General features: G+C 73.1%; 27 protein-coding genes and 1 pseudogene. 9 read left to right on the forward strand and 19 right to left on the reverse strand.

Annotated features, from left to right (window positions below):
* Window positions 1–14: 14 nt before the first annotated feature.
* The 4 genes from KDN32_RS12920 to KDN32_RS12935 form a co-directional block, all read right to left on the reverse strand.
* Window positions 15–1,292 carry a class I SAM-dependent methyltransferase gene (locus KDN32_RS12920; protein WP_211732669.1) on the reverse strand — a complete coding sequence of 426 codons (1,278 nt, stop codon included), beginning with the start codon at window positions 1,290–1,292 and terminating at the stop codon, window positions 15–17.
* Window positions 1,289–2,617: an FAD-binding oxidoreductase gene (locus tag KDN32_RS12925; protein WP_307854064.1), complete on the reverse strand. Its 1,329-nt coding sequence runs from the start codon at window positions 2,615–2,617 to the stop codon at window positions 1,289–1,291. Before KDN32_RS12925 ends, KDN32_RS12920 begins: the two co-directional genes overlap by 4 nt.
* A gap of 94 nt (window positions 2,618–2,711) precedes the next feature.
* On the reverse strand, window positions 2,712–3,065 hold the full coding sequence (locus KDN32_RS12930) for a cytidine deaminase-like protein (protein ID WP_211732671.1): 354 nt from the start codon (window positions 3,063–3,065) through the stop codon (window positions 2,712–2,714).
* A gap of 10 nt (window positions 3,066–3,075) precedes the next feature.
* The gene (locus KDN32_RS12935; RefSeq protein ID WP_211732672.1) at window positions 3,076–3,756 is read right to left on the reverse strand and encodes a winged helix-turn-helix transcriptional regulator; all 681 of its coding nucleotides are present in this window, start codon (window positions 3,754–3,756) and stop codon (window positions 3,076–3,078) included.
* A gap of 133 nt (window positions 3,757–3,889) precedes the next feature.
* Between KDN32_RS12935 and KDN32_RS12940 the strand changes: the two genes are divergently transcribed.
* Entirely contained in the window at window positions 3,890–4,711 is an 822-nt protein-coding gene (locus KDN32_RS12940) for a class I SAM-dependent methyltransferase (protein ID WP_211732673.1), read from the forward strand.
* Here KDN32_RS12940 and KDN32_RS12945 read toward each other — a convergent pair.
* The 5 genes from KDN32_RS12945 to KDN32_RS12965 form a co-directional block, all read right to left on the reverse strand.
* Complete coding sequence (locus KDN32_RS12945; protein ID WP_211732674.1) at window positions 4,692–6,014, reverse strand: hemolysin family protein; 1,323 nt, start codon at window positions 6,012–6,014, stop codon at window positions 4,692–4,694. The genes KDN32_RS12940 and KDN32_RS12945 overlap by 20 nt on opposite strands.
* Window positions 6,011–6,469 (reverse strand): rRNA maturation RNase YbeY, encoded by a 459-nt coding sequence (gene ybeY / locus KDN32_RS12950; protein WP_211732675.1) that lies wholly within the window; start codon window positions 6,467–6,469, stop codon window positions 6,011–6,013. Before ybeY ends, KDN32_RS12945 begins: the two co-directional genes overlap by 4 nt.
* Window positions 6,466–7,512, reverse strand: coding sequence for a PhoH family protein (locus KDN32_RS12955; protein WP_211732676.1), 1,047 nt, complete (start codon window positions 7,510–7,512; stop codon window positions 6,466–6,468). Before KDN32_RS12955 ends, ybeY begins: the two co-directional genes overlap by 4 nt.
* A gap of 95 nt (window positions 7,513–7,607) precedes the next feature.
* Window positions 7,608–8,837 carry a hypothetical protein gene (locus tag KDN32_RS12960; protein WP_211732677.1) on the reverse strand — a complete coding sequence of 410 codons (1,230 nt, stop codon included), beginning with the start codon at window positions 8,835–8,837 and terminating at the stop codon, window positions 7,608–7,610.
* Entirely contained in the window at window positions 8,834–9,187 is a 354-nt protein-coding gene (locus tag KDN32_RS12965) for an HIT domain-containing protein (RefSeq protein WP_211732678.1), read from the reverse strand. Before KDN32_RS12965 ends, KDN32_RS12960 begins: the two co-directional genes overlap by 4 nt.
* A 72-nt stretch (window positions 9,188–9,259) precedes the next feature.
* Between KDN32_RS12965 and KDN32_RS12970 the strand changes: the two genes are divergently transcribed.
* The 3 genes from KDN32_RS12970 (at window position 9,260) to KDN32_RS12980 (ending at window position 11,895) form a co-directional block, all read left to right on the forward strand.
* The gene (locus tag KDN32_RS12970; RefSeq protein ID WP_211732679.1) at window positions 9,260–10,207 is read left to right on the forward strand and encodes a Gmad2 immunoglobulin-like domain-containing protein; all 948 of its coding nucleotides are present in this window, start codon (window positions 9,260–9,262) and stop codon (window positions 10,205–10,207) included.
* A gap of 102 nt (window positions 10,208–10,309) precedes the next feature.
* Window positions 10,310–10,840, forward strand: a complete 531-nt coding sequence (locus tag KDN32_RS12975) for a SigE family RNA polymerase sigma factor (protein WP_307854065.1) — start codon at window positions 10,310–10,312, stop codon at window positions 10,838–10,840.
* On the forward strand, window positions 10,837–11,895 hold the full coding sequence (locus KDN32_RS12980; protein WP_211732681.1) for a GerMN domain-containing protein: 1,059 nt from the start codon (window positions 10,837–10,839) through the stop codon (window positions 11,893–11,895). Before KDN32_RS12975 ends, KDN32_RS12980 begins: the two co-directional genes overlap by 4 nt.
* A gap of 138 nt (window positions 11,896–12,033) precedes the next feature.
* Here the strand turns inward: KDN32_RS12980 and KDN32_RS12985 are convergent, their stop codons facing one another.
* The 3 genes from KDN32_RS12985 to hrcA are packed head-to-tail and all read right to left on the reverse strand — an operon-like array spanning window position 12,034 to window position 14,963.
* Window positions 12,034–12,774 carry a 16S rRNA (uracil(1498)-N(3))-methyltransferase gene (locus KDN32_RS12985; RefSeq protein WP_211732682.1) on the reverse strand — a complete coding sequence of 247 codons (741 nt, stop codon included), beginning with the start codon at window positions 12,772–12,774 and terminating at the stop codon, window positions 12,034–12,036.
* A 3-nt stretch (window positions 12,775–12,777) separates the two neighbouring features.
* On the reverse strand, window positions 12,778–13,944 hold the full coding sequence (gene dnaJ, locus KDN32_RS12990) for a molecular chaperone DnaJ (protein WP_211732683.1): 1,167 nt from the start codon (window positions 13,942–13,944) through the stop codon (window positions 12,778–12,780).
* Complete coding sequence (gene hrcA, locus KDN32_RS12995) at window positions 13,941–14,963, reverse strand: heat-inducible transcriptional repressor HrcA (RefSeq protein WP_211732684.1); 1,023 nt, start codon at window positions 14,961–14,963, stop codon at window positions 13,941–13,943. The genes dnaJ and hrcA overlap by 4 nt, the downstream gene beginning before the upstream one ends.
* A gap of 70 nt (window positions 14,964–15,033) precedes the next feature.
* Here hrcA and KDN32_RS13000 point away from each other — a divergent pair, with 70 nt between their 5' ends.
* Both KDN32_RS13000 and KDN32_RS13005 read left to right on the forward strand, forming a co-directional pair.
* Window positions 15,034–15,885, forward strand: coding sequence for an MBL fold metallo-hydrolase (locus tag KDN32_RS13000; RefSeq protein WP_211732685.1), 852 nt, complete (start codon window positions 15,034–15,036; stop codon window positions 15,883–15,885).
* A 53-nt stretch (window positions 15,886–15,938) separates the two neighbouring features.
* Window positions 15,939–16,298 carry a hypothetical protein gene (locus KDN32_RS13005; RefSeq protein WP_211732686.1) on the forward strand — a complete coding sequence of 120 codons (360 nt, stop codon included), beginning with the start codon at window positions 15,939–15,941 and terminating at the stop codon, window positions 16,296–16,298.
* Window positions 16,299–16,302: 4 nt separating this feature from the next.
* Here the strand turns inward: KDN32_RS13005 and KDN32_RS13010 are convergent, their stop codons facing one another.
* The gene (locus tag KDN32_RS13010; protein WP_211732687.1) at window positions 16,303–16,566 is read right to left on the reverse strand and encodes a hypothetical protein; all 264 of its coding nucleotides are present in this window, start codon (window positions 16,564–16,566) and stop codon (window positions 16,303–16,305) included.
* 46 nt (window positions 16,567–16,612) lie between these two features.
* On the opposite strand from KDN32_RS13010, the gene KDN32_RS13015 reads away from it, so the two are divergent.
* Window positions 16,613–17,461 carry a DUF3097 domain-containing protein gene (locus tag KDN32_RS13015; protein ID WP_307854068.1) on the forward strand — a complete coding sequence of 283 codons (849 nt, stop codon included), beginning with the start codon at window positions 16,613–16,615 and terminating at the stop codon, window positions 17,459–17,461.
* A 109-nt stretch (window positions 17,462–17,570) separates the two neighbouring features.
* Here KDN32_RS13015 and hemW read toward each other — a convergent pair whose 3' ends face one another.
* The 3 genes from hemW to KDN32_RS13030 form a co-directional block, all read right to left on the reverse strand.
* Window positions 17,571–18,788: a radical SAM family heme chaperone HemW gene (gene hemW, locus KDN32_RS13020; RefSeq protein WP_211732688.1), complete on the reverse strand. Its 1,218-nt coding sequence runs from the start codon at window positions 18,786–18,788 to the stop codon at window positions 17,571–17,573.
* 47 nt (window positions 18,789–18,835) lie between these two features.
* Window positions 18,836–20,656, reverse strand: coding sequence for an AMP-dependent synthetase/ligase (locus KDN32_RS13025; protein ID WP_211732689.1), 1,821 nt, complete (start codon window positions 20,654–20,656; stop codon window positions 18,836–18,838).
* Window positions 20,657–20,809: 153 nt separating this feature from the next.
* Entirely contained in the window at window positions 20,810–21,742 is a 933-nt protein-coding gene (locus KDN32_RS13030) for an aminoglycoside phosphotransferase family protein (RefSeq protein ID WP_211732690.1), read from the reverse strand.
* A 23-nt stretch (window positions 21,743–21,765) separates the two neighbouring features.
* Between KDN32_RS13030 and KDN32_RS13035 the strand changes: the two genes are divergently transcribed.
* Together KDN32_RS13035 and KDN32_RS13040 are read left to right on the forward strand one after the other, a co-directional pair.
* Window positions 21,766–22,212 carry an XdhC family protein gene (locus tag KDN32_RS13035; protein ID WP_211732691.1) on the forward strand — a complete coding sequence of 149 codons (447 nt, stop codon included), beginning with the start codon at window positions 21,766–21,768 and terminating at the stop codon, window positions 22,210–22,212.
* A 3-nt stretch (window positions 22,213–22,215) separates the two neighbouring features.
* On the forward strand, window positions 22,216–23,328 hold the full coding sequence (locus KDN32_RS13040) for a DNA glycosylase AlkZ-like family protein (RefSeq protein ID WP_211732692.1): 1,113 nt from the start codon (window positions 22,216–22,218) through the stop codon (window positions 23,326–23,328).
* Window positions 23,329–23,439: 111 nt separating this feature from the next.
* Here the strand turns inward: KDN32_RS13040 and KDN32_RS23530 are convergent.
* The 3 genes and pseudogenes from KDN32_RS23530 to lepA form a co-directional block, all read right to left on the reverse strand.
* Window positions 23,440–23,937: pseudogene (locus tag KDN32_RS23530) on the reverse strand (alpha/beta hydrolase fold domain-containing protein); the annotation flags it as partial.
* Window positions 23,938–24,187: 250 nt separating this feature from the next.
* A complete protein-coding gene (locus KDN32_RS13050; protein ID WP_211732693.1) occupies window positions 24,188–24,682 on the reverse strand; it encodes a HutD/Ves family protein in 495 nt (164 codons plus the stop codon).
* Complete coding sequence (gene lepA, locus KDN32_RS13055) at window positions 24,682–26,556, reverse strand: translation elongation factor 4 (RefSeq protein WP_211732694.1); 1,875 nt, start codon at window positions 26,554–26,556, stop codon at window positions 24,682–24,684. Before lepA ends, KDN32_RS13050 begins: the two co-directional genes overlap by 1 nt.
* Window positions 26,557–26,573 lie beyond the last annotated feature (17 nt).

Genomic DNA, 26,573 nt, shown 5'->3' on the forward strand with positions numbered 1-26,573 from the left:
AGGCTACCGGCGGCTCACCAGTCCGGGCGCATCGGGAACTCCGAGCGCCCGTCCTCGTGGTTGCGGGTGGCCAGCACGTGGTGCAGCTCGATCTCGTCGCGCTCGAACCCGATCCGCGACCCGGCGATGTAGAGGCCCCACACGCGAGCGGTGCCCTCGCCCACCTCGGCGACGCACTCGTCCCAGCTGGCCAGCAGGTTGCGGTTCCAGTCGCGCAGCGTGGAGGCGTAGTGCAAGCGGATGTTCTCGTTGTGCTGCACCTCGAGCCCGGCGTCCTGGGCCGCGGTGATGATCGTGCCCGACCCGATGAGCTCGCCGTCGGGGAAGACGTAGCGGTCGATGAACGCCCCGGTCTCCGTGCGCCGGTTGTGTGGTCGCGTGATGCAGTGGTTGAGCAGCCGTCCGCCGGGCTTGAGCCGGTCGCGCAGGTGGGAGAAGTACGACGGGTAGTTGCGCACGCCGATGTGCTCGGTGAGGCCGATCGAGCTGACCGCGTCGAAGTCGGTCTCGACGACGTCGCGGTAGTCGAGGTGCCGCACCTCGGCGAGGTCGCCGAGGCCCTCACGGTCGATCGCCTCCTTGGCCCACTGGGCCTGCTCGAGCGACAGGGTGACGCCGAGCGCCTTCACGCCGTACTCGCGGGCCGCGTGGCGCACCATCGTGCCCCAGCCGCAGCCCACGTCGAGCAGCTTCTGCCCCGGCCGGAGGCCGAGCTTGCGGGCGACGAGGTCGAACTTGGCGAACTGCGCCTCCTCGAGCGTGGCCTCGGGCGTCTCGTAGAGCGCGCAGGTGTAGGCCATCGACGGACCGAGCACCAGCTCGTAGAAGCGGTTCGACACGTCGTAGTGGTGGTGGATCGCCTCGGCATCGCGGGTCATGGAGTGCCGCAGGCCCTCCACGGCGCGGCGCCAGCGCGGCAGGTGCTCCTGCGGCGGCGGGGCCGGCGGGCGCAGGTGGGAGAGGCCGAGCCCCCGGGCGAGCCGCAGGGCCTCGGCAGGCGCCGGCACCCGGAAGTTGGTGTGGTCCTTGAGCAGCGACATCAGGGGGTACGGGTCGCCGGGGTGCACGCCCACCAGGTCGAGGTCGCCGCTGACGTAGGCGCGGGCGAGGCCGAGGTCGCCGGGCGCGGTCATCAGGTAGGACAGCCCACGCTCGGTGCGCAGGTGGATCCCGATCTCCGCGTCGGGAGGACCGGCGCTGCTGCCGTCGTAGGCCGTGAAGCGCACGGGCAGGCCGCCCCTCACCAGTCGGTCCATCGCGTCGCCGATGGCCATCCGTCCAGCCGTGCTCATCGTCCTCGCACCACCTTGTCGTAGAGACCGGTCAACCGGTCGTCGGGGTCGTGGCGCGCCTTGACGCGCGCCAGCTGCTCACCTCCGTAGAGGCGGTCGAAGGTCTCCGGGTCGTAGAACGCCTCGGAGTAGAGGCTCTTGTGGCCGCCGAGCTCGGTCACCTTGGCCTCGATCGCGCGGTTGCGCGGGGCCTGTGGAGCGTCGGGGCCGACGTTGACGACGCCCCAGAAGCCGACGTTGACGTAGGTCGTCGCGGACGTCAGGGGGTACGTCGGCCACGGCCGGCCGGCCTCCTGGCGGCGCAGCCGCAGCGGGCACAGCCACACCGGGCGCATCCCGACCTCGCGGTCGAACCACGCCAGGAACTCCGGCAGCGCCTCGACCGGGACCTCGACGTCCTGGACCACCCGCTCCCCCTGCGGGCGGCCGGCACGCCGGTCGAGGCGGTCGCCGACGTGCAGGCGGCGGTCGAGCGCGACGAGCTTCCAGTAGACGTCGGAGCGGCGCAGCCGGCGCGGCCACACCCGGCGTACGAGCGGGTGCTGCGCGCCGAACGCACGCGAGCACCAGAACCAGTCGGTGTCCCAGCGCCAGAGGTAGTCGTAGGTGGTCAGCTCATCGGTCCGGCGCTGCTGGACCGAGCGGTAGTAGACCTGCTGGCGCGTGTAGTCGCTCGGGTTGCGGGCGGGGCCCTCGCGCCAGCGCGCGAGCGTCAGGTAGGCCTCGCCCGGCGCGAAGGCGGTGCCGTCGATCGCGTCGACCCGCTCCCCCGCGTGCTCGCCGGTGGTGACGACCTGCTCGATCGTCGCCGCGAGCTCGTCGAGGTCGTCGATCCGCACGTGCTCGAGTGCGACGTGCCCCGGCGCGCGCTCGAGCTCGATCCGCAGCCGGGTGGCGTAGCCCAGCGAGCCGTAGGAGTTGGGGAACGCGTCGAACAGCTCGTCGCCCGGCTTGGTGGTGACGACCTCCCCCGAGCCGGTCACCACGTCCATCTCGAGGACGGACTCGTGCGGCAGGCCGCTGCGGAAGCTCGTCGACTCGATGCCGAGCCCGGTGACGGCACCGCCCAGCGTGATCGTGCGCAGCTGCGGCACCACGAGCGGGATCCGGCCGTGGGCCAGCGTCACGTCCACGAGGTCCTCGTAGGTGCACATGCCCTGGACCTCGGCGACCTCGTCGTCGACCTCGATCACGCCGGTCAGACCGGAGACGTCGAGGCCGGCGGACTGCTCGGCCCGGCCGCGGAAGAGGTTGCTGGTCTGCTTGGCCAGCCGCACCGGTGCGCCCGGTGGCAGCGCGGCGTACGACTCCCTCAGCCTCGTCACACCACGTTCGTGTCCGTCCCACCCGACCGGCAATCGCACGTTCGCCACGCTAGCGAACCGCGGGGCGGACGGCGAGGGGGTTGTTCGTCCGGTCTCAGACCGCGGCGGTGCTCGTGCGCGTGTGCAGCCGCCCGTCCGGCCCGCCGACGAGGACCGGGACGTCCGGCCCGGCGAAGTCGCGGGCGGCGTCGACGTCGACCGCGTCGCCCTCGGTCAGCACGACCGCGGCCTCCAGCCCGGTCGACCCGGAGGAGACCGCCATCGCGACGCACACCTCGAGCGCGGAGAGCCGCAGGTGCTCCAGCGCGATGCTCGCGGCGGCGTAGGTCCGCCCGTCGAGGTCGCGCACCGCGGCGCCCTCGGCGGCACGGGCACGGGCCCGCGTGGCACGGGCGAGGGTCACCAGCTTGGCGTCCTCCGCGGGGAGGTCGGCCTGCACGTCGTCCATGGCACGCAGCCTAGTGAGCCGGTCGCGGGACCCCGGCGAAGGGCGACAGCAGGAACCAGCCGGGGAGCGCGGACGCCACGTCGCGGGTCGCCTCGACGCGGAGCGCGCCGTCGCGTACGGCGTCCGACCAGCCACGATCGCCGCGCCACACCTCGGTGAGGGTGCGCAGCGACGTCCGCACGACCGCGACCGGCTCGTCGCCCGGGTCGGCGTCGCACACGTCCACGTCGCCCGGCGCGAGCACCAGCCACCACCGCGCCAGGCCGGCCGGCAGGTCGGTGAACTCGAACGCCACCACGGACCGTCGCGCCGGCGCCCGCTCGTGGTCGACGTTGCGGTGCATGTCCCACAGCAGCAGCTTGGGGTCGAGGTCGGGGTCGGCGAGCTCGGGGATCCACCGGGTGCCCCAGGTGCCGAGCGCCTCGACCACCGGACGGAGCTCCTCGCCCGCGGCGGTCAGGCGGTAGCGCACCTCGCCGGCGGCCTCCACGCGGTCGACGACCCCGGCCCGGGCGAGCTGCTGGAGCCGGCGCGAGAGCAGGGTCGGCGACATCCGCGGCAGGCCCCGGCGCAGGTCGTTGAAGTGCTCGCTGCCGAGCATCAGCTCACGGACGACGAGCAGCGTCCAGCGCTCGTCGAGCAGCTCCATGGCCTTGCTGACGGGGCAGAACTGGCGATAGCTCGCGCCCATGGCCGCACGCTACGCCCGCGACCGTGGCCCGGTACAGATCGTGCACTCGTCCCGGGCCGCGGCCGCTCCTAGCGTCGGTGCGACGAGGGAGGTCCGGCGGGAGAAGGCCGGCCGGGCCGGAGAGGAGACACCGATGAGCACGACCACCAGCAGCCCCACCGACGCCGAGCTCAAGGCGCGCCACCGCGCGATGTGGGCCTCGGGCCACTACGACCGGGTCGCCCGGGAGGTGATCCCCAGCCTCGGGCGGCGCCTCGTCGAGGAGGTCGACCCCCGGCCCGGGGAGCGCGTCCTCGACGTGGCGGCCGGGACCGGCAACGCCGCGGTCCCCGCCGCGCGGGCCGGCGGGCGCGTCGTGGCCTCCGACCTGACGCCCGAGCTCCTCGACCTCGGCCGGGCCGACCACCCGGACCTCGACGTGTCGTGGGAGGTCGCCGACGCCGAGGCGCTGCCCTGGCCGGACGCGTCGTTCGACGTGGTGACCAGCGTGGTCGGCGTGATGTTCGCGCCGCACCACCAGGTCGCCGCCGACGAGCTGCTGCGGGTGCTGCGTCCCGGCGGCCGCCTGGGCCTCGTCGCCTGGACGCCGTCGGGGTTCATCGGCCGGCTCTTCGCGACGATGCGCGACTTCGTCCCGCCGCCGCCCGCGGGCGTGCAGCCCCCGCCGCTGTGGGGCGACGAGGACCACGTGCGGTCGCTGCTCGGCGACCGGGTCGAGGACCTCTCGCTCGTCCGCGAGCACGTCGAGGTCGACCTGTTCCGCGGCCCGACGGACTTCCGGACCTACTTCCGCGACAACTACGGCCCCACGCTCGTCGCCTACCGCGGCATCGCCGACCAGCCGGAACGGGTCGCGGCCCTCGACGCGGCGCTGGACGCGCTGGCGGCGTCCGCCGACGAGGGCGAGGGCCGGATGCGGTGGGAGTACCTGCTGGTCAGCGGCCGGCGGCGCTGACGTCCGCCGCGGGACCGTCCTCGGCGCCCGCGCCGTCGGCCGGCAGCACCGAGACGAGCACGGTCTCGATCTTGTTGCGCCGGCCGGTGGCCCGCTCGGCCTCGAGGCGCAGGCCGTGGCACTCGACCACGGACCCGGGGATCGGGACCTTGCCGAGGTGCTTGGCCATCAGGCCACCGACGCTGTCGACGTCGTCGTCGTCCACCGCGAAGCCCACCAGCTCGTCGAGGTCGTCGACCGGGTAGCGCGAGGAGACCCGGATGGCGCCGCCGTCGAGGTGCTCGACCTCGACCTCCTCCACGTCGTACTCGTCGGTGATCTCGCCGACGATCTCCTCCAGCACGTCCTCGATGGTGATCAGGCCGGCGGTGCCGCCGTACTCGTCGACGACCACCGCGATGTGCTGGCGTCGGGCCTGGAGCTCGCTCAGCAGCGCGTCGACGGGCTTGGAGTCCGGGACGTAGTGCACCGGGCGCATGACCTCGTCGACGCGCTGGGTGAACTCCACGTCGGGCGCCTCGAAGTCCCGTCGGACCAGGTCCTTGAGGTAGGCCATGCCGACGATGTCGTCGAGGTTCTCGTCGACCACCGGGATGCGGGAGTAGCCGCTGCGCAGGAACAGCGACAGCGTCTGGCGGATGTTCTTGTGGCGCTCGATGTAGACCACGTCGGGGCGGGGCACCATCACCTCGCGGGTGATCGTGTCGCCGAGCTCGAAGACGGAGTGGATCATCCGGCGCTCGCCGGACTCGATCACCGCGGACGCCTCGGCGAGGTCGACGAGCTCGCGCAGCTCGGTCTCGGTGGAGAACGGTCCCTCGCTGAACCCCTTGCCCGGGGTGATCGCGTTGCCGAGCAGGATCAGCAGGGCCGGGATCGGCCCGAGGATGGTGGTGACCAGCGACAGCGGGCCCGCGGAGGCCAGGGCGACCCGGGCGTCGTGCTGGCGACCGATCGTGCGCGGCGCGACGCCGATCACGACGAACGATACGACGAGCATCACGCCGACGGTGGTGAGCACGCTCGGCAGCAGCGCGTCCTCGTAGGTGTCGCGTGCCCACGTGCCGACCAGCACGATCGCGCTGATCTCGCAGAGCAGGCGCAGGAGGAGCGCGGTGTTGAGGTAGCGGGCGGGGTCGTCGAGGATCTGGACGAGGCGCTTCGCGCCGGCCCGGCCCTCGGCCCTCAGCTCCTCGGCGCGGGCGCGGGAGAAGCTGCCGAGCGCGGCGTCCGCCGCGGAGAAGAGTCCGGCCAGCAGCACGAGGAGCGCGGCCGACCCGAGCTGCCAGATGTCGGCGGTCACGGCGTGAGGCTCGCGCGCCACTTCTCGAGCAGCTCGCCCTGCAGCCCGAACATCACGGCGTGCTCCTCCGGCTCGGCGTGGTCGTAGCCGAGGAGGTGCAGGATGCCGTGGACGGTCAGCAGGTCGATCTCGGCCTCGCGACCGTGCCCGGCCTCGACGCCCTGTCGCTCCGCCACCGACGGGGCGAGCACCAGGTCACCGAGGACGCCCTCCTCGGGCTCCTCGTTGACCCTGCCGGGACGCAGCTCGTCCATCGGGAAGGCCAGCACGTCGGTCGGGCCCTCCTTCTCCATCCACTGCTCGTTGAGCCCGGCGATGGTGTCCTCGTCGACGGCCTTGATGCACAGCTCGGCCTGCGGGTGCACGCGCATCTGGTCCATGACGAAGCGCGCGAGCTGGGACAGGCGGCGGACGTCGACGTCGTGGCCGGACTCGTTGAGGACCTCGATGCTCATCGCTTGCTCCGTCCACGGTCGCCGCGGTCGCGGGCCGGCGTCGGCCGGCTCTGCTGGCGCTCGGCGTCGAACACCTCGTAGGCCTCCACGATCCTCCCGACCAGGCGGTGGCGCACCACGTCGGTGCCGGTGAGCCGGCAGAACGCGATGTCGTCGACGCCGTCGAGGATGCCCTCGACGACGCGCAGCCCGGACTGGGTGCCGGAGGGGAGGTCGACCTGGCTGGTGTCGCCGGTGACGACGATCCGCGAGCCGAACCCGAGGCGGGTCAGGAACATCTTCATCTGCTCCGGCGTGGTGTTCTGCGCCTCGTCGAGGATGATGAAGGAGTCGTTGAGTGAGCGACCGCGCAGGAACGCCAGCGGCGCCACCTCGATGGTCCCGGCGGCGAGCAGCTTGGGGATCGTCTCGGGGTCGACCATGTCGTGCAGCGCGTCGTAGAGCGGGCGCAGGTACGGGTCGATCTTCTCGCTGAGCGTGCCGGGCAGGAAGCCGAGCCGCTCCCCCGCCTCGACGGCCGGGCGGCTCAGGATGATCCGGTTGACCTCCTTGGCCTGGAGCGCCTGCACGGCCTTGGCCATCGCGAGGTAGGTCTTGCCGGTGCCGGCGGGGCCGATGCCGAAGGTGATCGTGTGCTTGTCGATCGACTCGACGTACTTCTTCTGGTTCAGCGTCTTCGGTCGGATCGTGCGGCCGCGGTTGGACAGGATGTTGAGGCTCAGCACGTCGGCCGGGCGCTCCTGGGTCTCGGTGCGCAGCATCTGCACGATCCGCTCGACGGTCTCGTCGCTCACCCCCTGACCGGTGCGCACGAGGGTGACGATCTCGTCGAGCAGGCGCTCGGCCATCGCGACCTCGGCGGACTCCCCGGTCAGGGTGATCCGGTTGCCGCGGACGTGGACGTCGGCGTTGAAGACCCGCTCGATGACCCGCAGGTGGGCGTCGCCGGGGCCGAGGACCGAGACCATGTCGATGCTGTTGGGGACGACGACGGTGTGCGCCGGCCTCTCCTGGGGAGTGCCGGGCTGGTGGGAGTCAGTCATGGATGCCCGCGTGGGGCGGCCTTCCGAGTCGGTGGCAGAGCCCCTCTATGCTACCGAGCAGGTGGCGTACGGCCCACTCGGTTGTCGGGCGGGGCTCAGGGGCGGGTGACCTGCAGCATCCCCAGGCACATCTCGTCGGTGGTGCCCTCGCCCCACACGACGTAGCGGTCGGGCTGGCCCTCGAACGCGGGCAGCTTGTCGCGCAGCCACTGCACGTGGGTGCAGGTCACCTTGACCTGCTCGAACGGCTCGAGGTGGATCGGCTCGATCGGCCGGCTCCCCTGGTCGTCGAAGTCCCACACCGGGATGTCGAGGATCGTGCGCGCCTGCGGGGTGTCGGGATGGACCTCGATCCTGATGGACCGGCCGAGCAGGTGCATGTGGCCGGCGACGCCGTGGATGGTGATCGGCTCGGCGAGGTTGCGCACGCAGGACTGCGTGGTGCCGGGCTCCGGCTTCCCGCCGCAGAGGACGTAGAGCGCGTCCGCGGTGTTGCCCTCCGGCCCGAAGCGCTCCTTGACGTCGGCGAGCGCGGCGGCGCGGTCGCACAGCGGACCGTCGTCGTGCTTCGCCCGGCACGGCAGCTCGACCGGTGCGGGCAGCAGCATCGTGTGCAGCGCCTGGTAGTCGCGCTTCCCGGGCGCGAGCCGCAGCTGGGCGGCCGACGTGTCGGGACTCGCGCCCGCCAGCAGGTTGTAGTGGACCTGCATGACGATGCGGGTGCCCTTCTCCAGGCGCGTGCCGAAGCCGGGCTTGACGACCGACTCCGCGCCGCCGGGCGCCCACGCGCCGAGCCACGACGCGTCGTTGACGTCCTGGAACGGGTCGAGGCCGGTGCCGCCGAAGCAGGTCCAGCCCTCGCCGTCCTCGGCCGCGTCCTTCGCCTCCGCGGCAGCGACCTGGTCGGGACGGACGCGGAACAGGATCACGTGGTGGACGACGTCAGGGTTGCCCGGGAGCACGTGGGTGCCGGTGAGCCAGGCGGGCCGGTCCAGCTCGGGGTCGAGCAGGAAGCACCGGTAGTCGTCGGTGCCGGCGCCGTAGGGGGCCGACGGGGTGTAGCTGCCCGGCATCGCGATCGTCGTCCGGGTCTCCCCGGGACGCAGCGGCTTGCCCTTGCGCGGCAGGGCGTAGTGGCCGGCGTGCCCGGAGTCGTCGACGGCCTCCTCGGCGGTGCTGCCGGTGGTCGGGCTGGCGGCCGGCTGGGTGGCCGAGCCGCTCGTGCCGTCCTCCCGGTCGCTCCCGCCGCCACCGCACGCGGTGAGGAGCAGGGCGGCGGCGGCCACCGCGACGGCGGCGCGCAGGTGAGGCCTCGAGGTCCTCACACCAGGGCCTCGGTCATCCGCGACGTGCCGGCGAGCACGTGGAGGTGGGTGTGGAAGACCGTCTGCCCGGCGCCCGCACCGGTGTTGGCGATGAGGCGGTAGTCGTCGTTGCCGGCCGCCCGGGCGACCTCGTCGGCCAGCGACACCAGGTGACCGAGGACGGCCGGGTCGGCGGCCGCGGACGCGGCGGCGTTCTCGTGGTGGTCGAACGGGATGACGAGCGCGTGGAACGGCGCCTGCGGGTTGAGGTCCTGGATGGCCACGGCGTGGTCGGCGCGCCCGAGCACGTCGGCGGGCACCTCGCCCGCCACGATCTTGCAGAAGATGCAGTCGGCATCCGTCGAGGTCATCGGGCCAGCCTAGGGCGTCGCGGCGCGGCGTGGGACCCGATGCGGCCCGCGCCGCGCGCCTACCGTGGCCCCATGACCTTCCCCGTCCGCGTCCCCGCGCGCCCCGACGTACGCCGCTGGGCCGGCGCGGCGGCGCTGGCGGCCGTCTGCAGCCTGTCCCTCGCCGCCTGCGGCGACGACCCGGAGCCGGTCTCCGACGAAACGAGCGAGCCCACCGCGGGTGGGTCGTCCGAGCCCGCGCCGACCGCGTCGCCGTCCGAGCCGACCGACTCCCCCACCGCGTCCCCGTCGGAGTCACCCTCGGGCACGACCGTGCCGGTCTACTACGCGGGCGACGGCCCGGGCGGGACCGTCCTGTTCCGCGAGTTCCGCCGCGTCGAGGGCGACCCGCTGCTCGAGGCCGCCCGCCTCGTCGCGGGCGGCACCCCGGACGACCCCGACTACCGCACGCTGTGGCCGCAGGTCGAGATCACCTCGGTCCAGGCCACCGACGGCGTGCTGCTGGTCACCGTGCCGTCCGACGCCTTCACCGCCGCGCCCGACGGCATGTCGGAGCGCGACGCGCGCCTCGCGCTCCAGCAGCTGGTCTACACGCTGCAGGGCGTGCAGCAGGAGCGGGTGCCGGTGCAGGTGCAGCGCGAGGGCGGCGCGCCGCTGTTCGGCCTGCCGACCGAGGCGCCGTACGAGGCCGCCGACCCGCTGCAGACGCTCAACCTGGTCAGCATCACCTCGCCCGCCGAGGGCGACACGGTCACCGGCGACTCCCTCACGGTCACGGGCGTGTCCAGCTCGTTCGAGGCGTCCGGCCCGTGCCGGATCCTGCGCGGCGACGTCGTCCTCGTCGACGGCGGCTACCAGGCGGAGGGCTGGCTCGACCGGCTCTACCCCTTCGAGGCGCAGCTGCCGCTCGACGGCGTCACCGGCGAGGTGACGCTGCAGTGCGAGACCGACGACCCGTCCGGCGGCACCGAGGGCAACGGCCCTGCGGTCGACACGAAGACCATCACCATCGCTGGCTGAGGAGGTCGCGCAGCGACCGTCTCGAAGCCACGTCAACCGACTGGCAGGCTGGGGCGTCCCACTGCCGTGACGATGACCCGACCACACCGACGAGGGGCGCCCGTGGCCGAGCACCTCTCCCTCCACGGCGCCGATGCCGACGCGGCGGTGGAGGCGATGTACGCCGCCCACTGGCGCCAGCTCGTCCGGCTGTCCGCGCTGCTCGTGCACGACCAGGCCGCGGCCGAGGACGTCGTCCAGGACGCGTTCGTGGCGATGCACGGCCGCTGGTCGCGGCTGCGCGACCCCGAGAAGGCACTCGCCTACCTGCGCCAGGCGGTCGTGAACAGGTCCCGCTCGGCGCTGCGCCACCGCGCGGTCGTCGAGCGACACGTGCGGAGGTCGACGGTCCACGACATGACCGTCGACGGTCCGAGCGTCGGCGGCGCCCGCCGCGACGCGGTGCGCGACGCGCTGCTCCAGCTCACCGAGCGGCAGCGCGAGGTCCTGGTCCTGCGCTACTACCTCGACTGGTCGGAGGCGCAGATCGCCGACGCCATCGGCGTCTCGCGCGGCGCGGTCAAGTCACACGCATCCCGCGGCAGCGCAGCCCTGCGCGAGCTGCTCGGCGACTGGTGGGAGGACCCGTCATGAACGACCAGCTGATCCGCGACCTCCTCCACGAGGTCGCCGACGACGTCGAGCCGGGCGACCGCCTCGACGCGATCCGCGCCGCGACCGCACCCACCCGGCGTACGCACCGGGGGTGGTGGGCCGCCGGTGGCGCCGGGCTCGTCGCAGCCTCCGTGGTCACGGCGCTCGCGCTGACCAACGGCGGGGCGCCGCAGACGGGTGGGCCGGCGCCGGCCGGAGCGCCGACCAGCGCCACCACCCCGACCGGCACCACTGCGACCGAGGTCCGTCCGGCCACCGGCCCCGTGGCCGTGTACCTCGTCGGCGACACCTCCGCGGGGCCACGGCTCTACCGGGAGTTTCGCCCCGACCTCACGGCCGACCTCGGGGACGACCCGGGTGGCGGGGGACGGGCGCTCCGCGGGATCCATGCCGCCCTGGACGGTGACGCGCTCGACCCCGACTACCGCTCGCCGTGGCCCGCCGGCGTCTCCTTGCGGCAGTGGATGCCGAGCCCCGAGGTGATCCAGGTGATCCTGGTCGGCGCGCCGGTGGACCGGCCCGCCGGCATGAGCGAGCAGGACGCGCGCCTGGCGCTCGAGCAGCTGGTCCGGACTGCCCAGGCGGCGTACGGCGACGGGAAGGTGCCGGTCGACGTGCAGGTCGAGGGGAAGGTGACCGACACCATCCTCGGCGTGCCGACCACCGAGCCGCTGACCGGCTCCGCCGACGCCGACGTGCTCGCGCCGGTCTCCCTGTCCGACCCGTCGGAGGGGGTGGTGGTCCGCGTCGGTGGCGAGGTCGACATCACGGGACGCGCCAGGAGCGACGACGGCACGGTCTCCGTGCAGCTGAAGCGCTGGGAGGGCACTGCCGTGCTCGACGCCGGCAGCTTCACGCTCTACGGCACGGGCGACCACCCCGACCTGGCATCGGTGCAGGACGTCCTCGCGCCCTTCTCGGTGTCGTTCGGCGGCGACGACCTGCAGCCCGGCGACTACGACGTGATTGCGACGGTCCGGAACGCCGACGGGACGGTGGACTCCGACACCCGCCGGATCACGGTGGTCGACTGAGCTTCAAGGGCCGCAGATTCCTCCTCACGCACCGCCCACCGGCGTGTCGGCGCACGACACGCCGGCGAGCGGTGGCGTAGGCGGGTTCGAGCGGCCCCGACTCCCCCTCACGCACCGCCGGCGGGGGCCGAGGGAGCGTCAGGCCCAGCGCGGCGTGCGGGCGAGCAGCGCGGCGACCGCGACGACGCCGGCGGTGGAGGTGCGCAGGACCTCGGCACCGAGGCGTACGGTCCGGGCGCCGGCGTCCTGGAGGACGGCCAGCTCGTCGGGGGCGATGCCGCCCTCGGGGCCGACCACCACCACGATCCGGCCGGAGGCGGGGACCTCGACCGCGCTGAGCGGGTCGGTGGCGTCCTCGTGCAGGACGATGGCGAGGTCGGCCTCGGCGACGAGCGCGGCCAGGTCGGCGGTGGTCGCGAGCGAGGTCACCGTGGGGTGCCACGACCGGCGCGACTGCTTGGCAGCCTCGCGGGCGGTCGCCTGCCACTTCGCGTGCGACTTCGCGGCGCGCTCGCCCTTCCACACCGCGACCGAGCGCGCGGCGGCCCACGGGACCACCCGGTCCGCGCCGACCTCGGTGAGCACCTCGACCGCGAGCTCGCCGCGGTCGCCCTTGGGCAGCGCCTGGACGACCGTCACGGCCGGCTCGGGACGCGCCGAGGTCTCGACGTCCTCGACGGTGACGGTGAACAGCCGCTTGGCGGTGGAGGCGACCGCGCCGGTGACCGCGGTGCCGACCCCGTCGGTCAGGACGACCCGCTCCCCCTCGCGCAGGCGGCGTACGGCGACGGCGTGGTGCGCCTCGTCACCGGTCACCTCGACGACCGAGCCGACGCCGACCCCCGCCAGCGACTCGACGAGGTGGACCGGCAGCGACACGGGTCAGCTGCCCTGGAAGGCGTCGCGCAGGCGGCCGAACATCGACTTGTGGGGCGCCTCGACGCGACCGTCGGGGGTCTCCTCGCCACGGATCGCCGCCAGCTCGCGCAGCAGCTCCTCCTGGCGCGGGTCGAGCCGGGTGGGGGTGTCGACGCGGATGCTGACCACCAGGTCGCCGCGACCGCCGCGCAGGCTCGGCACGCCGAAGCCCTTGATGACCTGCTCGCTCCCGGACTGCGTCCCGGGGCGCACGTCGAGGTCGAAGGTGGTGACGGTCTCGGAGTCCTCGGCCGGCTCGAGGTCGGCCTCGAGCAGCGGCAGCGTCAGCGAGGTGCCGAGGGCAGCCGCGGTCATCGGCAGGGAGACCGTGGTGTGCAGGTCGTTGCCGTGGCGGGTGAAGGTGGCGTGCGGCTCGACGTGGATCTCGACGTAGAGGTCGCCCGCCGGACCGCCCCCGGGTCCGACCTCGCCCTGGCCGGTGAGCTGGACGCGGGTGCCCATGTCGACGCCGGCGGGGATCTTCACGGTGAGCGTACGGCGCGAGCGGACCCGGCCGTCGCCGGAGCACTCGCGGCAGGGGTCGGGGATGATCGAGCCGTAGCCGCGGCAGGCCGCGCAGGGCCGCAGGGTGCGGATCTCGCCGAGGAACGAGCGCTGCACGACCGCCACCTCACCCTGTCCGTGGCAGGTCTCGCAGGTGGTCGGCGAGGTGCCGGGCGCGGTCCCCTTGCCCTCGCAGGCCTCGCAGGTGAGCGCAGTGTCGACCTTGAGGTCGCGGGTGACGCCGAACGCCGCCTCCGCGAGGCTGACGTCGAGGCGGATGAGGGCGTCCTGGCCGCGACGGGCGCGCGAGCGCGGGCCGCGGGCCTGCCCGCCGGCGGCCGCGCCGCCGCCGAAGAAGGCGTCCATGATGTCGGTGAACGAGAAGCCCTGGCCGGCGCCGCCGAAGCCCTGGCTGAACGCGTCGCCGCCCCGGTCGTACGCCTGGCGCTTCCCGGGGTCGCTCAGCACCTCGTAGGCGCGCGAGACGTCCTTGAACCGCTCCTGCGTCGCGGGGTCGGGGTTGACGTCGGGGTGCAGCTGTCGGGCCAACCGGCGGTAGGCCTTCTTGATCTCGTCGGCGCTGGCGTCGCGCGAGACGCCGAGGATCTCGTAGGGGTCCTGGGTCACTGGTTTCCTTCATCGAGGATCCGGGAGACGTAGCGCGCCACCGCACGCACGGCCGCCATGGATCCGGGGTAGTCCATCCGGGTGGGTCCGACCACGCCGAGGGAGCCGAGGTGGAGCTCCTGCGGGCCGTAGCCGGTGGCCACGACGCTGGTCGCGGCGAGCTCGGAGTAGGGGCCTTCGTGGCCGATGCGCACGGTGAGCGCGTCGACGCCCGACTCCCCCAGCAGCTTGAGCAGCACGACGTGCTCCTCGAGCGCCTCGAGGAGCGGGCGCACGGCGGTGTCGAAGTCGCCGTAGCGGGCGAGGTTGGCGGCGCCACTGACCGCGACGCGCTCGTCGCTGCGGTGGTCCGACATCGCCTCGGCCAGCACCTGCACGACGGCGCGGGTCACCTCCGCCTGCTCGGGGCGCACGGCCTCGGGGAGGTCGGTGACGGCCGCGGCCGCGGCGGCGATCTGCACGCCGGCGCTGGCCTGGTTGACCGCGGCGCGCAGCTCGCCGAGGTCGGCGTCGCCGACCGGCGCGTCGAGCTCGACGAGGCGCTGCTCGACCCGGCCGGTGCTGAGGATCAGGATCAGCATCAGGCGGGTCGGGGTGAGGGCGACCAGCTCGACGTGCCGCACGGTGGAGCGCGACAGCGTCGGGTACTGCACGATCGCCACCTGCCGGGTGAGCTGGCTCAGCAGCCGCACCGAGCGCTGCACCACGTCGTCGAGGTCCACCGCGCCGTCGAGCAGCGTGGAGATCGCCCGGCGCTCGGCGGCGCTCATCGGCTTCAGCGTCGCCAGGCGGTCGACGAACAGGCGGTAGCCCTTGTCGGTGGGGACCCGGCCGGCGCTGGTGTGGGGCTGGTGGATGTAGCCCTCCTCCTCCAGCACCGCCATGTCGTTGCGCACGGTCGCCGGCGAGACGCCGAGCCCGTGCCGCTCGACCAGGGCCTTGGAGCCGACCGGCTCCTCGGTCGCGACGTAGTCCTCCACGATGGCGCGCAGCACGTCGAGCTTGCGGTCGTCGACCACGGCGGACCTCCTCGCTGGCACTCGTCTGACTGGAGTGCCAACTCTACTCGCTGGCCGTAGGGTCGCGGACATGCCCGACTTCACCGAGGTGGCGCCCCGCGTGTGGGTGGCGCACTACGACTGGATGCACGTCAACATCACGCTCGTCGGCGGCTCCGACGGACTGGTGATGGTCGACACCCACGGCTCGGCCGCGCAGGCCCGGATCGTGGCCGACGACGTACGCCGCCTCGGCGCGGGACCGCTCACGGCCCTGGTCAACACCCACGAGCACTGGGACCACCACTTCGGCAACGCGACGATGGTCGAGCAGTTCGGCGAGATGCCGATCCACGCCACGGAGTGGGCGGCCGAGCACGTCGAGCTCTCGGCCGGGCACACGTTCGAGATGTACGAGCAGGCCACCGACCACCCGCGTCGCGAGGAGGTCCTGGCCACGACCCTGCGACCGCCGACCCACACCTTCTCCTCCGCGGTCCAGCTCGACCTCGGCGACCGGGCCGTCGAGCTGGTCCACCCCGGGCGCGGCCACACGGCCGGCGACCTCGTCGTGCGGGTGCCCGACGCCGACGTGGTGCTGGGCGGCGACCTCGTCGAGGAGTCCGACCCGCCGTTCATCGGCGACGACTCGTGGCCGATGGAGTGGCCGGCGACCCTCGACCTCGTGCTCGGCCTGATGACCGACCGGACCGTGGTCGTCCCCGGCCACGGGCAGCTCGTCGACAAGGCGTTCGTGCAGGACCAGCGCGCGGAGCTCGGCGTCATCGCCGAGACCATCCGCGACCTCGCGTCCCGCGGCGTCCCGGTCGACCAGGCGCTCGAGGTCGGCGACTGGCCCTGGGAGCCGGAGCGCCTGCAGAGCGCGGTCCGGCTCGGGTACGAGCACCTCCCGCGCAGCCAGAAGCGCCTGCCGCTCGTCTGAGCCCCACCCCCACGGGGCTGGCCGGCCACGGGGAGCACCGGTAGGACGGTGGGATGAGCGATGACAACGCCCCCGACCCGGCCCAGTCGACCCAGAACCCCGAGGCGTCGAGCGGCACCAGCCCGGCCGACGACGACCACTCCGGCAGCACCGCGTCCCCGGACGAGGCCACGCTCGGCGGGATCTCCGACGACCAGCTGCCCGACGACCTGCAGCCCGGCGAGGACAACCCGCTCGCCGAGCCTCTGGACCCCGACGCGGAGGAGACCAAGAGCCGCGAGGAGCTCGAGATGGACGCCACCCAGGAGGACCTGGGCAAGCCGCCGGTCGAGTCGTCGGAGGACGACGAGGAGCCCGCGGGCGACGCCAACGAGGGCGACGGCGCCGAGGGCGCCGGGATCAGCGGCGGCTGAGCCCCTAGACCCGGGTGTGCGCCAGCCAGCCGAAGAAGACGACCCAGCAGGCCACCACGAACAAGATGATCAGCAGCGCGAAGCCCCAGTCGACGAGGAACGGGAGCCGGACCGGGCGCGGGACGCCGTCCTCCACGTAGTCGCCCTTGAGGCGCGCGACCATGCGCTCCCACAGCGTCCCGCGGTCCAGCACCACCGGCGTCGTCGCGACGCTCGCGCCCTCACCCGTCGTGCTCGTCGATCCGTCTGCTGTCGCGCGTGTCTGCACGGCGTGCCACCCCCAGGTCCGAGTTCCGAGTGCCTAACGTAGACCAGTGCCTGCCGACCGATACGGAACTGACGTGCTCTCCACCGACTGGCGCCGTCCCGCCAAGGGCCGGGCCGTCGAGGTGCCCACCGAGATGGGCATGGTGGTCGAGGAGGTGACCACCGACTGGTGCGGCGAGGTCGTCGCCGTCGACCGCGACATCGACACGCTGACGCTGGAGGACCGGCGCGGCAAACGGCGTACGTTCCCGCTCGGCCCCGGCTTCCTGCTCGAGGGCAAGCCGGTGATCCTCACCCGTCCGGTGCGCGCGGGCGCGCCGGCTGCCCCCACCCGTACGGCGTCGGGCTCGATCGCGGTCGCCGGCGCGAAGGCGCGGGTCGCCCGGCAGAGCCGGATCTTCGTCGAGGGTCGCCACGACGCCGAGCTCGTGGAGAAGGTCTGGGGCGACGACCTGCGCATCGAGGGCGTCGTCGTGGAGTACCTCGGCGGCGTCGACGACCTCGCCGACCACCTGCGCGACTTCCGCCCGGGCCCCGAGCGCCGGGTCGGCGTGCTGGTCGACCACCTCGTGCCGGGGTCCAAGGAGGCGCGGATCGCGCAGGGCATCGCGCGCTCCCCGATCGGCAAGCACGTCCTGGTGGTGGGCCACCCGTTCATCGACATCTGGCAGGCGGTCAAGCCCGACCGGCTCGGCATCGCGGCCTGGCCGCACGTCCCGAAGGGCATCGACTGGAAGAAGGGCACCTGCCAGCAGCTCGGCTGGCCGCACCGCGACCAGGCCGACATCGCCCGCGCCTGGAAGCACGTGCTCGGCCGCGTGACCTCCTACGCCGACCTCGACCCCGCCCTGCTCGGCCGGGTCGAGGAGCTGATCGACTTCACGACCCAGCCCTGAGCGCAGCGAAGGGCTGACGAGGTCGGGAGGTTGAGGAGGGCTCGGCCAGACCCGAGCGGAGCGAGGGACTGGCGAGCCCGTCTCGAGACCCGCGGGACGGCGGGGGCAATCAGTCGACGAGGTCCCGGACCACGGCGTCGGCGAGCAGCCGACCGCGCGGCGTGAGCACGAGGCGCTCGGCGGCGAGCTCGACGAGACCGTCGGCGACGAGTCGGGCGACCTGCGCGCGGCCGGTGGCCTCGAGCGCCGACACCGGCAGGCCCTCGACCAGCCGGATCTCCAGCAGCACCCGCTCGACGCGCTGGTCGCGGTAGCCGAGCACCTCGCGGGCCAGCGCCGGGGAGACACCGCGGGCCAGCCGCTCGGCGTAGGCCGCCGGGTGCTTGACGTTCCACCACCGGGTGCCGCCGACGTGGGAGTGGGCGCCCGGCCCGACGCCCCACCAGTGGCCACCGGTCCAGTAGAGCAGGTTGTGCCGGCACCAGTGGTCGGGCGAGGTGGCCCAGTTCGACACCTCGTACCAGCCGAGACCGGCGGCTCCGAAGCGCTCGTCGGCGAGCTGGTACTTGTCGGCCAGGTCGTCCTCGTCGGGCATCGGCAGCTCGCCGCGCGCGACCTGGCGCCCCATCGCGGTGCCGTCCTCGACGATGAGCGAGTAGGCGGAGACGTGGTCGGGCTCGCAGGCGAGCGCTGCGTCGACCGAGGTCTCCCAGTCGGCCAGCGACTCCCCCGGCGTGCCGTAGATGAGGTCGAGGCTGACGTCCTCGAAGCCCGCCTGCCGCGCCCACTGCACCGCCGCCGGGACCCGCATCGGGTCGTGGGTGCGGTCCAGCGTGCGCAGGACGTGGTCGACGGCCGACTGCATGCCGAAGCTGATCCGGTTGAAGCCGGCGGTGCGCAGCTCCTCGAGGTCCCACGCGGCGACGCTGTCGGGGTTGGCCTCGGTGGTGATCTCGACGTCGTCGACCAGCCCGAACTCCGCGGCCGCGCTCGCCACGATCGCGCCGAGGTCGGCGGGCTTCAGCAGGGTCGGGGTGCCGCCGCCGAAGAAGATCGTCTCGATCGGGACGTCGCGGTGCCCGAGCACCTGCCGGGCGAAGCGGATCTCGCGGATCGCGGCCTCGGCGTACGACGAGCGGCTGGCGCCGACCTCGTCCCCCAGCTCGTGGGCGGTGTAGGTGTTGAAGTCGCAGTAGCCGCACCGCACGCTGCAGAACGGCACGTGGACGTAGAGGCCGAACGGCTTGCGGCCGAACTCGGCCCATGCCTCGTCGGGCAGCAGGCCGTCCTCGGGGGCGACGTCGCCGTCGGGTTGAGCGGGGGGCACGCGGGTATCCAACCACGCGGGCACCCCCGCTCAGCAGTCCCGGTGGCTCAGGCGTACATCTCCTCGATGAGGGCCTGGTGGTTGTCCTCGACGACGTTGCGCTTGACCTTCATCGAGGGGGTGAGCTCACCCGACTCGACCGTGAGGTCGTGGTCGAGGAGCTTCCACTTCTTGATCGTCTCCCAGCGGTTGAGGTGGCTGTTGAGGTCGTCGACGTAGTCGCCGACCATCTTCTGCACCGCGTCGGAGCGGACGATGTCGGTGTAGGACGCGCCCTCCATGCCGTTCTCCGCGGCCCAGCCGGCCATCGCGTCCGGGTCGAGGGTCACCAGCGCGACGCAGTAGTTGCGCTCGTTGCCGAAGACCATGAACTGGCTGGCGTAGGGGCACACGGCCTTGAACTTCGACTCGATCGCGGGCGGCGCGATGTACTTGCCGCCGGAGGTCTTGAACAGCTCCTTGATGCGGCCGGTGATGACGAGGTGGCCGTCGGCGTCGAGCGCACCCTTGTCACCGGTGTGCAGCCAGCCGTCGGAGGTCAGCGTGCGCGACGTCTCCTCCGGGAGGTTGTGGTAGCCGTCCATGACGCCCGGCCCCTTGATCATGATCTCGTCGTTGTCGCCGAGCTTGACCTCGCTGCCGGGGAACACCGGCCCCACCGTGCCGAACTTGTTGGCGTCGGGGTGGTTGACGAACGACCCGGCCGACGTCTCGGTGAGGCCGTAGCCCTCGAGGATCGTGATGCCCGCCGCGCCGAACCACTCGGCGATGTCGCGGTTGAGCGCCGCGGCGCCCGAGATGAAGAAGCGGACCCGTCCGCCGAAGCGGTCGCGGATCTTGGTGAAGACCAGCTTGTCGAACAGGCCGTGCTGCACCTTGAGCGCCAGCGGCACCGACTGCCCCTCGCGCTTGCGCCGCTCGACCTCGAGGCCGACCTCGAAGGCCTTCTTGAAGATCTTCTCCTTGGCGCCGCCCTCGGCGGCCTGCATGGTCACGATGCGACCGTGCGCCTTCTCGAAGATGCGCGGGGCCGCGCCCATGAAGGTCGGCTTCACGACGCCCAGGTTGTCGACGATCTTGTCGACCCGCCCGTCGATCGCAGCGGCGAAGCCGCAGGCCATCTGCGTCGACATCAGCACCTTGCCGAACGAGTGCGCCATCGGCAGCCAGCGGAACTCCAGGTCGCTCTCCGACAAGATGCCCTGCGCCCGGATCGCCTCGCCCTCGTAGACCCACGACGAGTGCCGCAGCCGCACGCCCTTGGGCCGGCCGGTGGTGCCGGAGGTGTAGATGAGGGTGGCGAGCTGGTCGGGACGGATCGCCTGCGAGGTGGTGCGCACGACGTCGGGCTGCTCGGCGAGCTTCTGGGCACCGAGCGCGGCGAGGTCGTCGAGGGTGATCACCCAGTCGCCGTCGGCCTTGCCGTCGAACGTCACGACCTTGCTGACGTGCGGCAGCTCGGCGCGGTGCGCGGTGAGCTTGGCGAGCTGCTCGTCGTCCTCGGCGAACACGACGTGGCTCTCGGAGTCGCCGAGGATGTAGACGGTGTCCTCGGCGTTGGTGCTCGGGTAGACCGTCGTGGTGGCGCCGGCGGCGCACATGATCGCCAGGTCGGCCAGGATCCACTCGTAGCGGGTGCCGGACGCGATGCCGACGCGCTGCTCGGGCTGCACGCCCAGTGCCATCAGACCGGCGGCGAGCGCCTCGACGCGGTCACCGGCCTGCTTCCAGGTCACCGACTCCCACGCCTCCCCGCGGGGGAACCGGAAGGCCTCGGCGTCGGGGGTCGCGGTGACCCGGTCGAAGAACTGCACGGCGACGTTGGCCGGCATCGTGTCGAGGAAGCTGGTGTCGATCGGGACCGCCATCTGTGACTCACTCATTCCGTCGGGGCGAGGCGCGCGCACGCCTCGTTGCGGGTGGGGCTGCTGACTTGGGCTGTAACCTAGATCACTGGGTTTACCCGGCGGTAGCAAACTCGCCCATTTCGTCCGCCTGACGGGACCGCACCGGCCGTGAGGTCAGTCCTGCACGGCCTTGGTGATCGCGATGCACCGGGTGATCCAGTCCTGCTCGTCGGCGTCGAGCGCGCGGCCGGCGGCCCGGGCGTCCTGCACGGTCCAGCCGGCGTTGACGACCATCCGCACCACGACCCAGTCACGCGCCCGCTCCTCGTCGAGGCCGCCCGCGTCGACGAGGGCGTGGAAGCGGCGGCGCAGCCCGTCACGCAGCGAGCCGACGGCGAGCGGCCCGGTCAGCTCGTCCATCCGGTTCCACAGCATCGGCGCCGGCTCGTAGTGCGGGTCGCCGGCCATCGGCTTGGGGTCGATCGCGAGCCACTCCCCCGCGTCGTCGGCCAGGACGTTGGCGTAGTGCAGGTCGCCGTGCACGACGACCGGGTCCGGGGCGTCGGCCAGCAGGTCGCGCCCGAGGGACAGCGCCTGCTCGACGTAGCGACGCGGGACCGGGATGTCGCGGCCGAGGTCGTCGAGCTCGCGCAGCCACCGCTCGACGTACGACGCGACGCTCGCCAGCTGGGGCAGCGCCGGCACGTGCAGGCGGCCGTAGAGCCCGCCGACGACCTCGCAGGCCTCGACGTCCCAGGCGTCGGCGAGGTCGGGCCCCGGCAGCCAGTCCAGCAGCAGCGCCCGGCGGCGCGGGTCGGCCCGGCGCAGGCGGACCGCGCCGTCGCCGCCCCACCGCTGCAGGGCCAGGCCCTCGTGCCGCGACTCGTCGTCGCCGTCGAAGGTGACCTTGAGGCCGCCGGGCACCCCGTCGGCGTCGGTGACCGGGACGACGAGCGAGCAGTAGCCGTGCCGGCTCGGGCCGGTCGGCGCCAGGTGCCACTCGTGCAGCAGGTCCGCGGCGAGCCGCGGCAGCCGGTCGAGCCAGGCGCCCCAGTCCTCGCCGAGCGCGCGCTGGTCGAGCAGGTCGTCGGGGATGGTGACGGGCACGACGCGAGCCTAGGCTGGGCGGCATGAGGGAGCAGCCGTGGTCCGACGAGCAGGCGACGCACGGCAGGATCCTCGTGCTGAGCGACAACCCGATCGCCCGCGCGATCGCGGCGATCGCCGCGACCGTCGGCCGTGACGTCGTGGTGGTCGCCGAGGACGACGGTGGGCCGGGGCTCGACCCACGACCCGGCGACGCCGTGGTGCTGTGCGACCACGACGCCCCGGACGCTCCGGCGGTGCTGCGCGCCGCGCTCGCCTCGGAGGCGGCCTACGTCGCGATGATGGCCAGCCGGCGCCGTGCGGCCGGCCTGGTCGAGCAGCTGCGCGAGGAGGGCGTGGACACCACCACGCTGCACGTGCCGGCCGGGCACGACCTCGGGGGCAAGGGGCCCGGGGAGATCGCGCTGTCCGTGGTCGCCGAGGTCGTCGCCGAGTCCTACGGCCGCTCCGGCGGACCGATGCGCGGCTGAGACGTGCCGCTCACCTGGGACGACCTGGCGGCCGCGGCGCTCGCGCGTCAGTTCCCCGACGACCCGGCAGACGACCGTCCGGGTGAGGTCGCGTCGCACGCCGCGCTCATCGGGCCGGTGCAGTCCCAGACCGCGCGCTCGCCCTTCCTCGCCCTCGCCGCCCGGTTCCCCGGCACCACCCGGGCCGAGGTCGAGGACGCCTACGACGCGGGGACGCTGGTGCGCGGCAGCACCGTGCGCGGGACCGTGCACACCGCGACACCGGCGCAGTACGCCGCCCTCGGTGCTGCCACGCGCGTCGGCCAGCGCACCCTCTGGCGGCGGCTGCTGCGCCTCGAGCGGTCGCGGCTCGAGGACCTGTGGGACGACACCGAGGCGTTCGCCGACGCGTGGCGCACCCCCGACGAGCTCCAGCAGCACCTGCACGCGTGGCTGGTGGAGCACGAGGGTCGCGACGACGTGACCGGGACGCAGCAAGGGCGCTACCTCGCCTTCGGCCACGGTGGGCTGGTGCGCCGCCCGGTCAACGGCGACTGGGCGGGGCAGGGCGCGCCGGAGTACCGCACCCTGCGCCCGGACGTGGCAGCCACGCTGGGCGACGCCGCGCTGCTCCACCTGCGCAGCCACGGCCCGGCGTCGCGGCACGACCTCGCGTGGTGGTCCGGGCTCGGGCTCCGGGTCGTCGACGGGCTGCTCGCCGACCTCGGCGAGCTGGTCTGCGAGGAGGGACCGGACGGCAGGACCTACGTCGACCTGCCCGGCTCCCCGGCACCCCGCGGGGTCGACGGCGTGCGGCTGCTCCCCGAGTTCGACGCCCTGATGTGCGGCTACGAGCCCTCCGCCCGCGTGCGCTTCGCCGAGGCCCACCACCTCCAGCGGCTGTGGTCGGGCGCGAACGGGCTGCTGCTGCCGCCGCTGCTCGTGGACGGCCGGATCACCGGCTACTGGCGCTCGACCGGCACCACCCGTCGCCGCCCGCTCGAGGTCGTGTGGTTCGCGCGCACCCGGCGCCCGCGCCGCGACGAGCTCGACGCACCGGTCGCCGCGCTGGAGGCGGCGCTCGACATCACCGTCACCACCCTCACCTTCACCCGCGAGGACGTCCCGCGTCCCTGACCTCCGCGGCGACAGCGCCATCGTGGCCCGCGCCCGGGCCGGGTCCTCGGTGAGGAAGTAGTGGTCGACCCCGGGCGTGGTGTCGTGCACCACCCGCACCCCGGCCGCGCGCAGCCGGGTGGCGTACGCATCGCCCTCGGCCCGCAGCACGTCGCGCTCGGCCGTCAGGACGACCGCCGGCGGCAGCCCGGCGAGGTCGTCGGCCAGCAGCGGTGACGCGTACGGCTCGCGGCGGGACGCCGGGTCGGGCAGGTAGACCCGGCGCACCAGCCGGCGCAGGTCCGGCGAGATCATGCCGCGGTCGTCGTCGCGCGGATCGGCGGAGAGGTCGAGCGCCGGGATGCCGAGCACCTGGAGCGTCGGCGTGAACGAGCCGGTGTCACGGGCCTGCAGCGCGACCGACGCCGCCATCCCGCCGCCGGAGCTGAAGCCGCCGACCGACACCGGCGTCCCGTCGGCGGCGAGCGCGGCAGCGACGTCGTGGGCCTGGTGCTGGGCGACCGGGTAGGCGACCCGCGGGGCGACCTCGAAGTCCACGTTGGCCACGACGACGCCAGCGGTCGCGGCGAGGTAGCGGCACCACCAGTCGTCCATCCCCGGGTGCCGCATCAGCCACGCCCCGCCGTGCAGGTGGACGTGCACCGGGAGGTCGCCCGGACCGGGTCGGTGGAGGTGGACCGGGACCGGCCCGTGACGGGTCGCGACCGTCGTCCGCTCCGGACGCGGCAGGTCGTCCCGGCGAAGCGCAGTCCCTCGCCGTAGGACACGGTGAAGCGGGCGGTGGCGCGGATGGCCTCGACGCGGAGGCGGTCGGCGAGTCGCACGCCGGGTCTTCGCCGCGGTGGCCGGACCGGATGGGTCAGGAGCGCTCGACGGTGACGACCGCGACCGTGCAGCGTCCGGCGACCTCGCCCGGTCCGACGACGAGGCTGCGGGCGTCGGGGCCGGTGAGGACGTAGGCCGCCTGGTCGTCGGCCAGTGGCAGGGCGGAGCCGCGGCCGAGCTCGAGCACCGTCACGTGGGTCGAGACCCCCGGGTCGGCGACGACGTTGAGCGCGCGCACCGGACCCCCGGGCAGCCGCGCCTCGACGGCGTCGTCGCCGGAGAACGCGAACGGGCGCTGCGGCTCGACGACGGCCGGCTGGCCGGCGACCAGCAGGTCGAGGACGGTGCCCTCGACGAGCGTCAGCAGCCGGCGACGGCCCGGGAACGCCGAGAACGGACCCTCGGTCGCGATGTCGGCGAGGCTGATCCGCCAGGCGCCGTCGTCGGCGACCAGCAGCTCACGGGTCGTACCTGCCCCGTTGGCCCACGGCTGCGGCGCGACCTCGTCGCTCCGGACGACCCGGGCCACTACTTCTTGCCGGCCTTCTCCGCGGGCTGCGTGGTCGACAGCGCGGCGACGAACGCCTCCGGCGGGACCTCGACGGAGCCGATGTTCTTCATCCGCTTCTTGCCGGCCTTCTGCTTCTCCAGCAGCTTGCGCTTGCGGCTGATGTCACCGCCGTAGCACTTGGCGAGGACGTCCTTGCGGATCGCGCGGATGGTCTCGCGGGCGATGACGCGAGCGCCGATGGCGGCCTGGATCGGGACCTCGAACTGCTGGCGCGGGATCAGGTCCTTGAGCTTGCCGGCCATCATCACGCCGTAGGAGTACGCCGCGTCGCGGTGGATGATCGCGCTGAACGCGTCGACCGGCTCGCCCTGGAGCAGGATGTCGACCTTCACCAGGTCGGCGGCCTGGTCGCCCGAGCGCTCGTAGTCGAGCGAGGCGTAGCCCTTGGTGCGCGACTTGAGCTGGTCGAAGAAGTCGAAGACGATCTCGCCCATCGGCAGCGTGTAGCGCATCTCGACGCGGTCCTCGGAGAGGTAGTCCATCCCCTGGAGGCTGCCGCGCTTGAGCTGGCACAGCTCCATGATCGTGCCGATGAAGTCCGACGGCGCGAGGATGGTGGCCTTGACGACCGGCTCGCGGACCTCGGCGACCTTGCCGTCGGGGTACTCGCTGGGGTTGGTGACCTCGTGCTCGGCGCCGTCGTCCATGACGACCTGGTAGACCACGTTGGGCGCGGTCGAGATCAGGTCGAGGTTGAACTCGCGCTCGAGGCGGTCGCGGGTGATCTCCATGTGGAGCAGACCGAGGAAACCGCAGCGGAAGCCGAACCCGAGCGCGCCGGAGGTCTCCGGCTCGTAGGTGAGCGCCGCGTCGTTGAGCTGGAGCTTCTCCAGCGCGTCGCGCAGGCCCGGGTAGTCGTCGCCGTCGATCGGGTAGAGGCCGGCGTAGACCATCGGGTTGGGGTGCTTGTAGCCGCCGAGCGACTCGGTCGCGCCGTGGTGCTGGGAGGTGACGGTGTCACCGACGCGCGACTGGCGCACGTCCTTCACGCCGGTGATCAGGTAGCCGACCTCGCCGACGCCGATCTCGCCGGCCTTCACCGGCTCGGGGCTGATCACGCCGACCTCGAGCATCTCGTGCACCGCGTTGGTCGACATCATCTTGATCCGGTCGCGGTGGGTGAGCTTGCCGTCGACGACGCGGACGTAGGTGACGACGCCGCGGTAGGTGTCGTAGACCGAGTCGAAGATCAGCGCCCGCGGCGGGGCGTCGGCGTCGCCGACCGGGGCCGGGGTCTGCTTGACGATCTCGTTGAGGAGCGCCTCGACGCCGACGCCGGTCTTGGCGCTGGTCAGCAGCACGTCCTCCGGCTCGCAGCCGACCAGGCCGGCGAGCTCGGCGGCGTACTTCTCCACGTTGGCGCTGGGCAGGTCGATCTTGTTGAGCACCGGGATGATGTGGAGGTCGGCGCCCATGGCGAGGTAGAGGTTGGCCAACGTCTGGGCCTCGATGCCCTGGGCGGCGTCGACCAGGAGGATCGCCGCCTCACAGGCCTCGAGGCTGCGCGAGACCTCGTAGGTGAAGTCGACGTGGCCGGGGGTGTCGATCATGTTGAGCACGTAGGTGCCGGGCTCGGCCCCCTCGGCGTTGTCGGCGGGCACCGTCCAGGGCATCCGCACGGCCTGGCTCTTGATCGTGATGCCGCGCTCGCGCTCGATGTCCATCCGGTCGAGGTACTGCGCGCGCGAGGCTCGCTCGTCGACCACGCCGGTCAGCTGCAGCATCCGGTCGGCCAGCGTCGACTTGCCGTGGTCGATGTGCGCGATGATGCAGAAGTTGCGGATGACCGAGGGGTCGGTCGAGCCGGGCTGCGGCGCGTTGGTGAGGCTCACGGACTGCTTTCGGGAGT

Source organism: Nocardioides palaemonis (assembly GCF_018275325.1).
GTDB lineage: Bacteria > Actinomycetota > Actinomycetes > Propionibacteriales > Nocardioidaceae > Nocardioides > Nocardioides palaemonis.